This window comes from Brevibacillus sp. AF8, from assembly GCF_021270385.1.
In the GTDB taxonomy this organism is placed as follows: domain Bacteria; phylum Bacillota; class Bacilli; order Brevibacillales; family Brevibacillaceae; genus Brevibacillus.
Genome location: NZ_JAGQDN010000023.1, coordinates 53,821 through 68,830, shown reverse-complemented (window position 1 = coordinate 68,830; position 15,010 = coordinate 53,821). Strand labels below are relative to the sequence as shown.

Genomic DNA, 15,010 nt, shown 5'->3' with positions numbered 1-15,010 from the left:
GGATTGATCGCAGGCTTTTCTTGAAATGTTTTCCGAATTACTGAACCTGAACCTGACCGTTTCCGTCGAGCGTTACTTTGAATTCCTTTACGACTGTAGGCTCTGCACCTTGGTTGTTCAAATCGTGCTTGAGCACTTTGAAAGTACCATCGGCAGAGAGCGTGCCTGTATATTCAACACCAAACATGTCAGATTTGTAAAAGCTGAAGTTCGCAAGCTCGGTCTTTTGCAATTGTTCTACAAGCAACTGACCATCTCCACTGAACATGGCATTACGCAATGCTTCAGAGGATTCGTATTTTTGCTGGAGGTATGTTTGCAGCTGTTTGGCGACTTCAGACTCAGCCAGTTGCTTGCCGGCTTCCAGTACTTGTTGGCCCGCCTCGACAGCCTGTTTACCTGTCTCAATCGCTTGTTGACCTGTTTCTACTGCTTGCTGAGCGGTTTGGACCCCTTCGGATAGATCGGAGCAGGCAGTGAGCAGCAACGCGCATGCAATCATCCATACTTTTTTCATGTGATTCACTCCTTTCTGGCGTGACGATTCATACTTTATTTATTTTACCGTATATCCACTGACTTCGCATCCGCATATGATGAGGTAAGCGTAAGAGCTGCACTGATTACAGGGAGGAAACACAATGATTCAAGGGAAAGTAAAATGGTTCAGCAAAGAAAAGGGCTATGGGTTTATTGAGCGCGATGGCGGACCTGATGTATTCGTACACTATTCTGCGATCACGGGGGCAGGTTACCGGAACTTGGAGGAAGGCGAGCAGGTGGTTTTTGAGATTGTGAATGGACAGCGTGGGCTACAAGCCGCCAATGTGGCGAGGAAAAGCGTGTAAAGTTGGTAACATCCTCTAAAAACACATGACGAAGGACTTCCTTCGATTCAAAAACGCCGTCATACCTGTAAAAGGCAGACGGCGTCTTATTTATGTCACGTAGCGTCGGGATTGATCAAAGATTGTTGTAGAGAAAGACTGACAGTGCAATGACCAGAGCGATCGTAATGATGCCGTAAATGATCAACAGATTTCGGGAGCGTTGTTTAAAGCCCCGCACTTTGGATTCGGATGGGTTGATTCCGATTTTTATCGTAACGACGAGGGCTATAAGAACAAGTACAATAATTGCAATAATGAAAGGCAAAATACTCATAACAGCCAGTCCTTTCTGTATGGCCCAGTCATCCTGCTGGATATACACGAGGATGCATACGGTAGCTTACTTCGATCATATACCGACCGCACAAAAATGTTGCCATCCACTTGGGGATTATTTTGCCCATCCACTTGCTGTGAATGCATCCGCTAAGCGCGAGACTGCCTCAGGGATCTGATCCAGGGTGGCTCTGCCAAAGGTGAAGCGGACATACCCTTGCTCTGCGCCGAAAAGATGTCCCGGAACGAAGACAACTCCTCGTTTGACTGATTCTGTGAGAAGACATTCGCCGCTCCATATCCCTTTAAATTTGCACCAAAGGTGAATGCCTCCCTCTGAACCGACTATTTCTACTTGATCATCGAACTTGTTTTGAAGCGAGGAGACAAGCTGATCGTGCCGCAAGGATAGCTCTGTTCGTAAAAGATCAATATGACTCGCAAACTGAGGCGATCCGAGAAAGCGATTCGCCAGCCATTGCGGAAAAATGCTGTGTCCAAAATCAAACTGTTGTTTCGCATCTGCCAGTCTTTCCATGACAGTAGGGGGTCCGACGATCCAGCCAATGCGCAGACCCGAGGCGACGATTTTGGTCAAAGAGCTGATGTAGAGTACTGTTCCGTGTTGATCCAGTGATTTCAAGGTTGGGACGGGCTCTCTCGAAAAGCTGGTCAAGCTGTATGGATCATCCTCGATGATGGGAATCCCATTTTCATAGGAAAACGCGAGTAATTCATGGCGTCGCTCCAATGAAAGCAGTGTCCCTGTCGGGTTTTGATAATTCGGATTGAGAAAAACCATTTTGATGCGGTGCTGGCGATGGAGCTGGGCTAAGTGCTTCGGATCGATTCCGTCCCGGTCTACAGGCAGCGAAAACGTACGCAAGCCAGCTGAATGAAAAAGCGGCAAGGAATAACAATAAGACGGCTCCTCAATCGCAACCGCATCCCCTGGCTTTAACAAGCATTGAACGACGAGATGAAGGGCTTGCTGGGCTCCTGACGTAATCATGATCGAGGTAGCAGGTGCTTCGATGCTTCGCCAAGTTTTCATATGGATACTCAATGTCTCTCGCAAAGCCCAATTGCCCTGCGGATGCTCATAGCCGAGATGAGCAGGGAAGTCATCGGGGGTCATGAGCTGTTGGAGCGTTTGGTTGGGGACGAGATCGCTCGAGAGCTCGCCACTCGCCAAATCGATCAAGTCATTTTCCTGTGTTTCACGACGGATTTTGCGAATCAACGGTAAATTCGGACGAAACGAACCTGACTCCGTCAAATGTCGCCAGTTCGGAACGCGGGTCCGTGCCAGTCCCCAAATATCTTGACTGACGATCGTGCCACTTCCTTGTATGCGCTCGATCATACCTGCTGCTTGCAGCTCATCGTACGCTGCGACGACGGTAGAACGGTTGACGTTCAGTTCTTTGGCCAGCGTGCGCTCCGAGGGCAAATAGCTGCCAGGACCGAATTCACCACTGCTGATTCTTTGCTCGATTTGCTCTGCTATTTGTTTATATAAGGGCTTTGTAGCCACAGGAGATATGCCATCCATCACGAATCCCGCTTTCTACATTTATCCATTTATTATATCATGACATTCCGATCTTTCCTTTTTGTCTCGGTCAGGTAAAATAGATGAGATGGAAGGAGAGATGGACGATGAAACAATACCTGGATTTATGCCAGCGCATTTTGGATGAGGGTGTCACAAAAGAGGATCGGACAGGCACCGGAACGACCAGTGTTTTTGGGCATCAGATGCGTTTTGACTTGAGTGAAGGCTTTCCCATGGTCACGACGAAAAAGCTGCACATGAAATCGATCATCCACGAACTGCTCTGGTTTTTATCGGGAGATACCAATGTGAGATATTTGCAGGAAAACGGCGTGCGGATCTGGAACGAATGGGCCGATGAAAACGGAGATTTGGGCCCGGTATACGGGAGCCAATGGCGTTCTTTTACTGGGCGCGACGGCAAAACAGTGGACCAAATTCAATGGGTCATTGATGAGATCAAACGCAATCCGGACTCTCGCCGCTTGATCGTTAGCGCGTGGAATCCGGCTGAATTGGACAAGATGGCATTGCCGCCTTGTCACCTGCTGTTCCAGTTTTATGTAGCGAACGGCAAGCTGTCCTGCCAGCTGTATCAACGCAGTGGCGACACATTTTTGGGTGTGCCGTTTAATATCGCTTCCTACGCGTTGCTGACGCATATGGTAGCGCATGTCACCGGGCTTGAAGTGGGCGATTTTGTTCATACGATTGGAGACGCTCATCTGTATCTCAACCATATCGAGCAGGTCAAGCTCCAGCTCACCCGCGAGCCGAAACCACTGCCAAAGCTCGTGCTCAATCCGGAAGTGACTTCCATTTTTGACTTCAAATACGAAGATATTGAAATCGTCGGCTACGAATCCCATCCCCACATCAAAGGTGAGGTGGCCGTATGATCAGCCTGATTGTTGCCTATGCTCGCAACCAAGTCATCGGAAAAGATGGCGACATGCCGTGGCACCTTCCCGCCGACTTGAAAAATGTGAAAGAATTAACGACAGGCAAAACGATTGTGATGGGACGCAAAACGTTCGAATCGATTGGCAAGCCTCTGCCTAACCGCAGAAATGTCGTGCTGACGCGCAGCCATGACTTTCACCCTGAAGGTGTAGATGTCGTCCATACGAAGGAAGAAGTGCTAGCCATGGGGGATGTTATCATCTTTGGCGGCTCGGAAATTTATCGCCAGTTTCTCGATGTCGTTGATCGTCTGTACATTACAGAGATCGATTTGGAAACGGAGGGCGATACGTTTTTCCCGGCATGGGATCGCGATGCTTACACCTTGGTGAACAAGCGTGAGGGTATCGTGGATGAGAAGAACGTTCACCCGCATGCGTTTTACGTGTATGAGCGAAAAAATAGCTAAAAATCAAAAATGCCTCGTTGCAGAGGCATTTTTTTGTTCTTTTGTCACCTCTTCTGCTAGGTCGTTCGTCATGTGAATACTCGACATATGTATGGAACTAAACGCATATATAACGATAGAAAATAGCAGGGACGAACCCAAGGAGGTGATCGGGTGAAGGTAGACTTTCACGTCCATCTGGAGGAAGGGCCGTATTCGCTGGACTGGTTGCTGAAGCAAGCGGAATCATTGCGCCCCCTCGTGGAGCATGCCGAAGTGAGTGGGAGTCGAAAATGGGCAAGTATGCTGACCAATGGGTTGGCAGAGCGGCTTCAACAAGGACCGTATTCACGGGATTGGCTTGAATTGTATCGATTACGTGCTAAACAGGCTGGGATTCAGCAAGTTTGTGTGGTCGAGCACTTATACCGCTTTCTTGAGTACCAGTCGTACTACGAACAGCATGTGCACATCGGCTCTGATCGTTTGGGGACAGCGCAGCGCAAATGGCTGAGTCAGGTCGCAAACGACTCACTGGACAGCTTTGTTGTTTTCCTGCAAAAAGAGCGGCTTCGTTGGGCGGAGGATGGGATTGAGCTGCGTGTGGGAATTGAATTGGACTATTTTTCAGGTGGAGAAGAGACGCTACGGCATGTCATCAATCAATATCCTTGGGATGTATGTATAGGAGCCGTGCATTTTCTGGAAGGCTGGGGCTATCCGATCCACGATGCACGAGAACGCTTTGGAAGACAGGAGCTCATCGGATTGTATAGCCTTTATTTTGACAAGCTGGAGCAGGCGATCAAATCTCAATTATTCGATGTCATCGCCCATATCGATGGCATCAAAGCGTTTGGTGTAAGACCGGATGAAACTGCACTATTACCCTATTATCAGCGTGTGGCCCGGACTCTTGGACGAATGGGGATTGCGACGGAAATCAATACAGGCTACGGTTTGGCGAGTCAGCTCCGAGAATTTTCGCCCAGCTATCGTTTTCTGGAAATTTTGTTTCAGAATGAGGTGCCCATCACTTTGGCATCTAGTGCTACTGCGCCTGATCAAGTCGGTCAGCAGTTGGACGAGGCTCGAGCGCAGTTGAAACGGGTAGGCTATACGAGCTTTGCCGTTTTTGAAAAACGAAAACGCAGCATGCTCGCTCTGGATTAGTCAAGCTCCCCATTTGGCCCATGATTCTGCTATGATGGGAGAAAGAATGGTGCATCCAGGGGAGGAGTAAGAACCATGGGCTTGCAGGAACAATTAAAAGAGCTGCTCAAAGAAATGGAGCCGCAAATCATTAGCTGGAGGCGTCATCTGCACCAGCATCCCGAGCTTTCCTTTCAAGAGGAGAAGACTCCAGCGCTTATTGCCGAAATATTAAGAGGACTTCGCTTCGATGAGGTTCGCACAGGCGTTGGCGGTAGAGGAGTCATCGGTGTTTTGCGCGGAGGGAGCCCGGGTAGGGTCGTCGCGTTGCGTGCGGATTTTGACGCGCTGCCGATTCAAGATCAAAAAGAAGTACCGTATAAATCTACTGTACCTGGTGTCATGCATGCGTGTGGTCATGATGCGCACACGTCCCAGCTATTAGGACTCGCTTCTGTTTTGGCAGCAAATCGTGAGCAGTTTCCCGGTGAAATTCGCTTTGTCTTTCAGCATGCGGAAGAGGAAAATCCGGGCGGAGCAACCCAAATGGTTGAGGATGGGGCTGTAGATGGCGTCGATGCGATCTTTGGCGTTCATCTCTGGTCGATGTTCCCTGTAGGAAAGGTATTCATTAGTGCGGGTCCGCTCATGGCGAATACGGACGACTTTTCCATCGAGATCAAAGGTAAAGGGGGACACGGTGCTGTTCCAGAAGAAACCGTCGACTCCATTGTGATCGGTTCGCAAATCGTCGGTCATCTGCAAACGATTGCCAGCCGCAACGTCAGCCCATTAGAAAGTGTGGTCGTGACTGTGGGTACGTTCAACGGCGGAGACAGTACGAACATCATCGCAGATAGCTGTCGTTTGACAGGGACTGTCCGCTCCTTTTTGCCAGACGTCCGCGATCGAGCGGAGCAGCGTCTGACAGAAATTGCGGAAGGGACAGCTGCCATGATGGGAGGCAGCGCTACAGTTGTCTACGAGCGAGGGTATCCAGCTGTCATTAACCATGAAAGAGAAACAGCGATCGCCCGGGAAGCAGCCATTGCCGCATTTGGAGCTGGCCGTGTGGAATCGATGAAGCCGTTGATGGGTGGCGAGGACTTTTCCTACTACTTGGAAAAGGTGCCCGGCGCTTACTTGTTCGTAGGGGCAGGCAATCCGGAAAAGCTGGCGACATATCCCCACCATCATCCCCGCTTCGATATCGACGAGGATGCCATGCTGATTGCAGGCGAGCTCTTGGGACGAACAGCACTGCATTATTTGGAAACACATCAACGATAAGAAAACGTATGAAAGATGCGCTTTTGCCTACATAGGACAAAGGCGCTTTTTTTTGCTTTCAACCATAAGCTATACAAGGCTAGCTAGAAAATCGAACAAGGGAGGGAGTGGCCTTTCGGTGAGAAAACGGATAGGCGTACTGACCTACCGAGGAGAATCAGGCTTTGTCGAGCCCGGCTATTTGCGAAGGCTGGTTAAGGAAGGAAGAGAAATGGGGGCAGAGGTTTTTTTATTTAGCCCACAAGATGTCCGTTTGGAAGAAAAGCGGATCAACGGTTATGTACCAGATGGTACGAAGTGGAGACGAGAGCGTTTTGCCTGGCCCGACATCGTCATTGATCGTTATCGCTACTATCCATTGCCCAAGCATCGTGCCTATTTGCCATTTCGCAAGCAAGACTTGTTTCGTTATGCGAATAACCGTTTCTCGAACAAATATGTTGTGCATCAGATTTTGATACAAGATCCTGAGCTACAGCGCTGGCTTCCCGAAACACTCCCCTACGACAGAAAAACGCTTGCTACGATGCTTGCCGATCATCGTCTGGTTTATCTCAAGCCGACAAACGGCACTGGTGGCAGAAGTATACTGCGTGTGGAGAAACAAGCAGGTCGCTACCTTTTGCATGGCAGGACCAAGCAGCAAGCCAAAAGCTGCGAAAAACTGGCGACACTCACAGAGGTGTGCGAGCGGCTGGAGCATTGGATGAACAAGGAGAAGAGCGGAAACGAGAAGTTTTTTCTTCAACAGGGGCTACGGTTGTCACTGGTTCCCAAGCGAACAGTAGATGCTCGCATGCTTGTGCAAAAGGACGGGAAAGGTCAGTGGTGTTTGACCGGGATGGGCATTCGCGTTGGGCCGATACAATCGTCCACCTCCAATTTGCATGGAGGGGGAACCGCTTTGCCTGCTGTTTCCTTTTTGGTCAAACGATTTGGTCAGGAAACGGCAGAGCGGATTGTGCTGGAATGCAGGGAGCTCGCGATCAAGACTGTCAAACGCATTGAAGAGCATTTCGGCCTGATGATGGAGTTTGGCTTTGATCTGGGGATTGATGTTCATGGCAGGGTTTGGATTATCGAAATCAATCCGAAGCCAGGGAGAGAAATTTTCAAGCAGATGCGTCAGCACAAGCGATATGCGACGGCGGTTCGGCGGCCGTTGGAGTATGCGTTGTACCTTGTTAATAAAAACAATGCAGTGAACTAAAGGGGATCTTCCATAGAGGAAGATCTCTTTTTTTGGTATTTTCGTTTCTTTTAGGAGGGGGACACGGCATAATAATAAAAAAATGCACAAGAGGTGAAGCACACATGCAAAAGCAATCCTTTTCCATCGCACTCGATGAGCAGTTGACGCTTCGCGGCGATATTCATACGGAGGAAGCGGCAGGCTCAGAACAGCCACTACTGCTGTTTTGCCATGGCTTTAAAGGCTTCAAGGATTGGGGAAGCTTTCCCTACGTAGCCGATGAGCTGGCCAAGCAAGGCATTACCACGATTCGCTTTAATTTTAGCTGCAATGGCGTAGGGGAGAGCTTGACGGAGTTCGACGAGCTGGAGAAATTCGGACGCAATACATATGCCCGTGAACTGGCTGATTTGCAAGCGTTGACGGAACGGATTTTGTCAGGCGAGCTCCCGTTACCCGATTACGTGGACAAAACGAAGCTGTATGTATTGGGACACAGCAAGGGCGGCGGTGACGCGATTTTATTCGGAGCAAACAACCCGCATGTGGCAGGGATTGTGACCTGGAACGGAATCGCTCATGTCGATTTGTTCGACGAGAAGCTGCGCAGACAAATAGAAGAGACTGGTGTCGGATACATAGCGAATGCGCGGACTGGTCAAGATATGCCAATCACGAGAGTCGTGATCGAGGACGTGGATAACAATCGAGAGCAATACGATATTTTGAAACTTGTCTCTACGATGGAGCAACCACTGTGCATCATCACAGGAGAAAAAGATTATGTCCGTCTGGTAGAGGGTGCAAAAAGAATTCATCAGGCCGCCAAAAACAGCGAGCTGCACTGGATAGAAGGCGGAGATCATACATTTAACACGCGTCATCCGTTTGCGGGAACATCGACTCCGTTGGAAGCTGCAATCAAGCAAACCGTCGCATTTGTCCGCACCCCACGGACATAGAAAAAACCTCTATTTTCCCGCGTTTTCTTTCCATTTGGGCTGTGGTATACTGGGAATCGTTCTAACGGTTGGAATGATGTGATTATTCAGAAAAATAAAAGAACAGGTGGAGAAGAAACATGAATAGCAAGGTGTATCTGTATGATACGACCCTGCGAGATGGTACGCAGGGAGAGGGGATCAGCCTGTCAGTAGAAGACAAGATAAAGATCGCACTGCGGCTGGACCAGTTTGGTATCGATTTTATTGAAGGCGGTTGGCCGGGCAGCAATCCAAAGGACATGGCTTTTTTTGAGCGTATCCGGGAGATTTCGCTGCAGCACGCGAAGGTAACGGCTTTTGGCAGTACCTGTAGACCGAATGTAGCAGCGCCGGATGATGAGAATCTGCAAGCGTTGATCTTAAGCGGAGCCTCGGCAGCCGCGATCTTCGGGAAATCATGGGATTTGCACGTGACAGATGCTCTGAAGACGACATTGGAAGAAAACGTGCGCATGGTCGCTGATTCGGTCGCATTTTTAAAAGAAAACGGACTGACGACTCTCTTTTTGGCTGAGCATTTCTTCGATGGGTACAAGGCGAATCCGCGCTACGCATTGCGGGTGCTGGAAGCAGCAGAAGAGGCTGGGGCTGACTGGATTGTTCTCTGTGATACAAATGGCGGGACACTGCCGCATGAAGTCTATGATATTGTCAAAACGACTGTGGGCCATCTGCGGACGCCTGTAGGCATTCATCCGCATAATGACAGTGGAGTGGCAGTTGCCAATGCACTAGCTGCGATTCAGGCTGGCGCACAGCAAGTGCAAGGAACGATTAACGGCATCGGTGAGCGCTGCGGGAATGTCAATTTGATCTCTGTGGTTCCGAATTTGCAGCTCAAGCTGGGCTATCATTGTGTGAGCACTGATCAATTGCAGGAGCTGACACAGCTGTCTCGCTATGTAGCGGAAATTGCCAACATGACCATGCCGAACAATCAGCCGTTTGTCGGGTACAGTGCTTTTGCTCACAAGGGTGGTATTCACGTAAGCGCCGTTATGCGCGACCCGAAAACGTACGAGCACATCGAGCCAGAAAACATCGGCAACAAACGCCGCGTACTCGTCTCAGAACTCGCAGGACAAAGCAATTTGCTCGCCAAAATGGAAGAGCTCGAGATCGACCTCTCGCTGGATCGCCAAAAGGCGAGAGAAATCATTACACACATCAAAGAGCGCGAATTCCAAGGCTATCAATACGAGGGAGCAGAGGCTTCACTGACGCTGATGCTGCTGGAAGCCTCCGGCAAGCTGAAGAACCTGTTCAAACTAGACTCCTTCAAAATCATGCTGGAAAAGGCAGCCGTCCAATCGATCACGTCGGAGGCGACCGTGAAGTTGCGGGTGAACGGGGAGTCTGTCCATACGGCTGCTGATGGCAATGGTCCGGTGAATGCACTGGACAATGCAATGCGAAAAGCATTGGAAGGCTACTATCCATGCATAGCAAAAATGCAGCTGGAAGATTACAAAGTGCGTGTCCTGGACGAAAATGGCGCGACTGCCGCAAAAGTACGTGTCCTGATCGAATCCTCGAGCAACGGCGAAAAGTGGAGCACAGTCGGCGTCTCTACCAACGTCATCGAAGCGAGCTGGGAAGCGCTGGCAGACAGTATCCGTTACTTGCTGTGGAAAGAAGGCTGCGAGGAAGTCGGAAGCCTTGCTTCCTCCGGGACGCGCGTAGGAATTGTGAATCATTAGCAAAGTGAACCAGCCCGGGCAGATGCCGTCGGGCTGGTTTTCCTTTTGCGTGCATGTTTTAGAAGACATCGGTTTACGAACAAGGCTAGTGAGAAGAAAAAGCACAGAGCTCGTAGACCTTGACAACGCCTACCCAGTCGGAACTTCCAAAAGGGGATCACGCTTGTCGAACACTTCTTCCCTGAGAAGCCTCCGCCCGTAGGGTGGCTTTGGCTCGACGGTCCCCTTTTGGAAGTGGAGACGGGCAGTGAATCCCCCAAACTGGCGTGTCAGAGTCGAAGAGAACTGTGCTTTTTCTTCTCCTCCACCATGTTGACTCAAACCCCAAAGACCTTGGGTCAAGGTTTGCCAGAAGTAACAGGCCGATCAATCAACTGCCGCAGCTTTGTCTCCGTGGCAGAATTCGGGTCAGGCGTGTAAATGCTGCACCGCAAATCCGCGCTCCCGGAAACTTGCAGCGAGGTCAGATGAAAGAGCATTTTCCCTGCCTTCGCATGACGGAATTCCAGTAAAACCTCCGGTGCTGAGCTGACGCGGCTTTGCTCCCAAAGCTCGTGAAAGTCGGGATGAACCTGTCGCATTTCGCTTAAAAACTGCTCGTACCACTCGTCCTCTACATACTGACCGTAATTGGCGCGAAAAATCGCGAGAAAGCCGCTGACGAAATGCTCCCAGTTCACGGCCAGCCGCCGTAATTCCTTTCGCGTAAACACCAGGCGGATCAAATTGCGCTCTTCATAAGGGATTTGTTCAAAATCGAGAAAGACATGCGCCGCTGCCTCGTTCCAGCCGACTATATGACTGCGCCGATCTGAAATGATGGTTGGACATGAGCGCAACTCTTTTAAGATTCGTTTGAGGGCAGGATTGATCTTCGGCGGTTCATCTTCTTTTTGCACGTCTTGCCCTACTCCAGTGCCTGTCTCCAGTGCCAGCGCATACAAATATTTTCGCTCATCGACGGTAAGCTGCAAGGCTCTCGCTACCGCATCCAGAACGGATGGCGAGACCTTGATATCGCGGCCTTGTTCCAGCCATGTATACCAGGTGGAGCTAACCCCCGCGAGTTGAGCAACTTCTTCTCTTCGTAGCCCAGGTGTTCTTCTGCGTGTCCCAGGAGCCAGCCCGACCGATTGTGGCAGGATTTTGGCGCGCTGCGCTTTCAAAAAAGTAGACAGTGCCTGCAAGCGTGTTTGCTGATTCATGGTACACTCTCCGTTTCCTCAACTGGTTAAGTTTGTTAGACTAGTACTCATTATACTAGGATAAACAACAACTTGTAATAGGATAACCCGTGTGACAAGATTGTTTTCATAAGGCACTCAATGGGAGGCTAATCATGGAAAAAGTCGTTGTCACAGGCATGGGGGTAATCTCCCCGATAGGGAATACAGTGAATCAGTTTTGGAACAGTCTCGTGCAAGGGAAGTCTGGTATCTCGCCTATTGATACTTTTGATACAGCACGCAATAAAACGAAAATCGCAGGTTTGGTGCGAGATTTTGATCCGGTAGAGCGGTTTGGGCGCAAAGAATCGCGGCGAATGGACCGCTTTTGCCAGTTTGCCCTTGCTGCTGCAGAAGAAGCGCTAGAGGATGCTGAGCTTCGGCTGGACGAGTTGGACCGCGAGCGCATCGGGGTATATGTAGGCTCTGGCATCGGTGGGGTAGGGACGCTCCTTGAGCAGCATGACGTTCTTCGTGAACGAGGCCCTGAGCGGGTCAGTCCGACGCTGGTTCCCATGCTCATCTCCAACATGGCAGCAGCGATGATCAGCATCAAGTACGGTCTGTACGGGCCGACGATGTCACCTGTTACGGCGTGCTCAATTGGGAATACGTCCATCGGTGAGGCTTTCCGGCTCATTCGGTCGGGCGGGGCGGATGTCGTCATCGCAGGAGGGTCTGAGGCCGCAGTGACGGACATATCTCTCGCCAGCTTTAGCAATGCGACGGCATTGTCCACAAGAAATGATGATCCACCAGCAGCGAGTCGGCCATTTGATGCCAAGCGGGATGGGTTTGTCATGGCGGAAGGTGCCGGAATTGTGATTTTGGAATCGGAATCACACGCCAAGAAAAGAAACGCACGCATGTATGCCGAAGTGATTGGCTATGGGGCAAGCTCTGATGCCTACCACATGGTGGCGACACATCCGGAAGGAATCGGTCCCTACCGTGCGATGAAATGGGCCCTCCAGGAAGCAGGGGTGCAACCGACAGACGTGGATGTCATCAGCGCGCACGCAACCAGCACAGAAATCGGAGACCGTTCCGAGACATTGGCTATCAAAAAGCTGTTTGGTGACCATGCGTACCGTGTACCGATCACCGCCAACAAATCGATGACGGGTCATATGTTTGGTGCAGCAGGAGGGGCGGAGGCGGTCGCTCTGATCAAGAGCTTGCAGGAAGGAATCATTCCCCCTACGATCAATCAGGTGGAGCGTGACCCTGAATGCGATCTGGACTATGTGCCAAATACAGCGCGCAAAGCCACGCTTGACATCGGCATGTCCAATTCCTTTGGCTTTGGCGGTCACAACGCAGTCATTGTGCTGAAAAAAATGTAATGGATAGAGCCTGTTCTCGTAGTCTCAGGTAGACTGTGAGAGCAGGCTTTTTTTATTTCGATAGAAAAAAATGAAACGTTTTGTCGCCCTGATTTCTCTAACAGGGGAGAAAAGGAGGGGGGAGCTGTTTGAATAGACAACTTGGTCTCGTTGCTCGTGCCAAGGCTGGTGATGCTGACGCGTTCCAAATGCTGATTCATCAGGAAAAAACCAATTTGTACAAGATGGCTTTCGTGTATACGCGCAACGAAGAGGATGCACTTGAGATTTTTCAGGAAACGGTCTATAAGGCGTTGCTCTCCATTTCAACCTTAAAGGAAGAGCAGTATTTTACCACATGGTTGACACGCATTTTGATCAACTCGGCGCTTGCCTATTTGGCTAGGAAACGCAAGGTAATTTCGCTTAGCAAAGACATGATTGAAAATGTGCGGGATTCAGGAAGCGTAAGGCTCGAGGAACGGATCGATCTGCTGGAAGCAATGGAAGAGATGGAAGAAAAGTATGTAACGGTACTGCTGCTAAGGTTTTACAAGGACTACTCCGTAAAACAAATCGCCGAAACGCTGGATTGTCCGGAAGGCACTGTAAAAACGAATATTCACAGAGGATTGACGCTATTAAAAAAGAAACTAAAAGGGGAGTATTTCGATGAGAGAAAAAATTCATGCCTATAAAGAGCAAGTAGATCGCATTCCAGTCCCCACAGAGAAGCTGGACGCTATTATCGCCCAAACGGTTCAGGCTGTACCGAAGAGAAAACGCCTGAACAAACGAAAGCTGGTGTACAGTACAGGGGCAGCGGTCGTAGCTTTAGGGGTCTTGTTTAGCTCAGCAGCAGTTTCCCCGGCGATGGCCAATCTGGTGTCCAAGGTGCCTTTGATTGGATCGATTTTCTCGGCATATGGAGACAACGGATTGAAGCTAGCGAGTGAAAAAGGCTTAACAACTGTCATTGGCGAGTCGCAGGACGTGGATGGTCATGCAATTACTGTCAATGAAGTGTACTATGACGGCACGCGTTTTACGATTGGTTATACATTGGAAACGAAGCAGGCAGTCGGAGAGCATTATTTAGGCTCCTCCCCAGATCTGACGGTAAATGGGAAAGCATTTGGATACGCAGGAAGCAGCAAACATACACAGATCACGCCGACGCTAGCGACCGGGATTGTCGATATCGATGCGATCAATGGCTTGCCAGAGGAGTTCAAGCTGGGATTGAGCTTTCATGGGGAGGACGGCAAGCAGTGGAACTTCTCCTTGCCAATCAGTTCCCGTACAGAAACCAAGCGCATTGCGATCAATCACCAGCAAAAAGCTGGAGGCATTGACCTCACTGTTCCGGATATAACAATGGGTCCAGCAGGACTGGTGGTCAGCTTCCAGGCGGTAACGGAGGAAATCGGCTATTTATCGAGCTATTTGGAATTCAAGGTCGTTGATGATAAAGGAAATGAGCTAGGAGCCTACTCAGGCGGTAGCCAAGGTAAAAAATCTGATGGTAAAGAATACCTTGCAGGAACCCGTCGTTTCGATCCGGTGACAGCAGATGTAAAAGAATTAAGGATCACTCCATATCTGTCATTGCCATCTCAAGGTGGTGGTGTTGGGATAGATGGAAATGGAAAAGAAACGATAATCCAAACAACCATCGACATGATAAAGAAACAAGGGAAAGACATTGAGTTCAAAACGTTTACCGTTACGTTGAAAAAATAAAGTCCACGCAAAAAAGCGTCACTCCATGTACAGGAGCGACGCTTTTTTCTCTTGTTAGGGCAAAAACTAGGATTGTTTTCTCATCGCACCCAGCTCTTCAACGATGGCAGTCATTTCATTGATGCCAAACGCTGCTTTTTTCTGCACCATGTTGTACAGGTACAGCAAATCCTCGTAATGAACGAGATCGAAATCCTCCGGGCGCATCACCGCCGTATTCGCCATGTTCAGCTTTGCTTTGATGCCCTCAATGATAATGGCCAAGTTTTCTACAGTCGGTTGATTCAGGTCAGCCATGCTTTC

The 15,010-nt window shown here is 49.8% G+C and carries 16 protein-coding genes; 11 read left to right on the top strand and 5 right to left on the bottom strand.

Annotated elements, in window-relative coordinates:
* Positions 1 to 37 precede the first annotated feature (37 nt).
* Positions 38 to 517: a hypothetical protein gene (locus KB186_RS23840; RefSeq protein WP_173610814.1), complete on the bottom strand. Its 480-nt coding sequence runs from the start codon at positions 515 to 517 to the stop codon at positions 38 to 40.
* A 124-nt stretch (positions 518 to 641) separates the two neighbouring features.
* Here KB186_RS23840 and KB186_RS23835 point away from each other — a divergent pair, with 124 nt between their 5' ends.
* On the top strand, positions 642 to 848 hold the full coding sequence (locus KB186_RS23835) for a cold-shock protein (protein ID WP_221868055.1): 207 nt from the start codon (positions 642 to 644) through the stop codon (positions 846 to 848).
* Positions 849 to 963: 115 nt separating this feature from the next.
* Here the strand turns inward: KB186_RS23835 and KB186_RS23830 are convergent, their stop codons facing one another.
* Both KB186_RS23830 and pdxR read right to left on the bottom strand, forming a co-directional pair.
* A complete protein-coding gene (locus KB186_RS23830; protein ID WP_173610816.1) occupies positions 964 to 1,164 on the bottom strand; it encodes a hypothetical protein in 201 nt (66 codons plus the stop codon).
* 117 nt (positions 1,165 to 1,281) lie between these two features.
* A complete protein-coding gene (pdxR, locus tag KB186_RS23825) occupies positions 1,282 to 2,721 on the bottom strand; it encodes a MocR-like pyridoxine biosynthesis transcription factor PdxR (RefSeq protein ID WP_232774501.1) in 1,440 nt (479 codons plus the stop codon).
* A 107-nt stretch (positions 2,722 to 2,828) separates the two neighbouring features.
* Here pdxR and KB186_RS23820 point away from each other — a divergent pair, with 107 nt between their 5' ends.
* The 7 genes from KB186_RS23820 to cimA all read left to right on the top strand — a co-directional run bounded on the left by KB186_RS23820 (position 2,829) and on the right by cimA (position 10,413).
* The gene (locus KB186_RS23820; RefSeq protein WP_056489736.1) at positions 2,829 to 3,623 is read left to right on the top strand and encodes a thymidylate synthase; all 795 of its coding nucleotides are present in this window, start codon (positions 2,829 to 2,831) and stop codon (positions 3,621 to 3,623) included.
* Positions 3,620 to 4,096 carry a dihydrofolate reductase gene (locus tag KB186_RS23815; protein ID WP_221868057.1) on the top strand — a complete coding sequence of 159 codons (477 nt, stop codon included), beginning with the start codon at positions 3,620 to 3,622 and terminating at the stop codon, positions 4,094 to 4,096. Before KB186_RS23820 ends, KB186_RS23815 begins: the two co-directional genes overlap by 4 nt.
* Before the next feature lie 153 nt (positions 4,097 to 4,249).
* Positions 4,250 to 5,248, top strand: coding sequence for a histidinol phosphate phosphatase domain-containing protein (locus tag KB186_RS23810; RefSeq protein WP_173610819.1), 999 nt, complete (start codon positions 4,250 to 4,252; stop codon positions 5,246 to 5,248).
* Positions 5,249 to 5,323: 75 nt separating this feature from the next.
* Positions 5,324 to 6,517, top strand: a complete 1,194-nt coding sequence (locus KB186_RS23805; protein ID WP_232774500.1) for a M20 metallopeptidase family protein — start codon at positions 5,324 to 5,326, stop codon at positions 6,515 to 6,517.
* A gap of 118 nt (positions 6,518 to 6,635) precedes the next feature.
* Positions 6,636 to 7,727: a YheC/YheD family endospore coat-associated protein gene (locus KB186_RS23800; protein WP_232774499.1), complete on the top strand. Its 1,092-nt coding sequence runs from the start codon at positions 6,636 to 6,638 to the stop codon at positions 7,725 to 7,727.
* Positions 7,728 to 7,831: 104 nt separating this feature from the next.
* The gene (locus tag KB186_RS23795; RefSeq protein WP_232774498.1) at positions 7,832 to 8,671 is read left to right on the top strand and encodes an alpha/beta hydrolase; all 840 of its coding nucleotides are present in this window, start codon (positions 7,832 to 7,834) and stop codon (positions 8,669 to 8,671) included.
* Positions 8,672 to 8,790: 119 nt separating this feature from the next.
* Entirely contained in the window at positions 8,791 to 10,413 is a 1,623-nt protein-coding gene (cimA, locus tag KB186_RS23790; protein WP_232774497.1) for a citramalate synthase, read from the top strand.
* A gap of 338 nt (positions 10,414 to 10,751) precedes the next feature.
* On the opposite strand, the gene KB186_RS23785 is transcribed toward cimA, so the two are convergent.
* The gene (locus tag KB186_RS23785; RefSeq protein WP_221868062.1) at positions 10,752 to 11,618 is read right to left on the bottom strand and encodes a helix-turn-helix transcriptional regulator; all 867 of its coding nucleotides are present in this window, start codon (positions 11,616 to 11,618) and stop codon (positions 10,752 to 10,754) included.
* A gap of 134 nt (positions 11,619 to 11,752) precedes the next feature.
* Between KB186_RS23785 and fabF the strand changes: the two genes are divergently transcribed.
* From fabF to KB186_RS23770, 3 genes are all read left to right on the top strand, one after another.
* Positions 11,753 to 12,985 (top strand): beta-ketoacyl-ACP synthase II, encoded by a 1,233-nt coding sequence (gene fabF, locus KB186_RS23780; protein WP_232774496.1) that lies wholly within the window; start codon positions 11,753 to 11,755, stop codon positions 12,983 to 12,985.
* 128 nt (positions 12,986 to 13,113) lie between these two features.
* Positions 13,114 to 13,662 carry a sigma-70 family RNA polymerase sigma factor gene (locus KB186_RS23775; RefSeq protein ID WP_232774495.1) on the top strand — a complete coding sequence of 183 codons (549 nt, stop codon included), beginning with the start codon at positions 13,114 to 13,116 and terminating at the stop codon, positions 13,660 to 13,662.
* Positions 13,637 to 14,707: a DUF4179 domain-containing protein gene (locus KB186_RS23770; protein WP_221868064.1), complete on the top strand. Its 1,071-nt coding sequence runs from the start codon at positions 13,637 to 13,639 to the stop codon at positions 14,705 to 14,707. The genes KB186_RS23775 and KB186_RS23770 overlap by 26 nt, the downstream gene beginning before the upstream one ends.
* A 66-nt stretch (positions 14,708 to 14,773) precedes the next feature.
* On the opposite strand, the gene KB186_RS23765 is transcribed toward KB186_RS23770, so the two are convergent.
* On the bottom strand, positions 14,774 to 15,004 hold the full coding sequence (locus KB186_RS23765) for a DUF1128 domain-containing protein (protein WP_015892616.1): 231 nt from the start codon (positions 15,002 to 15,004) through the stop codon (positions 14,774 to 14,776).
* Positions 15,005 to 15,010 lie beyond the last annotated feature (6 nt).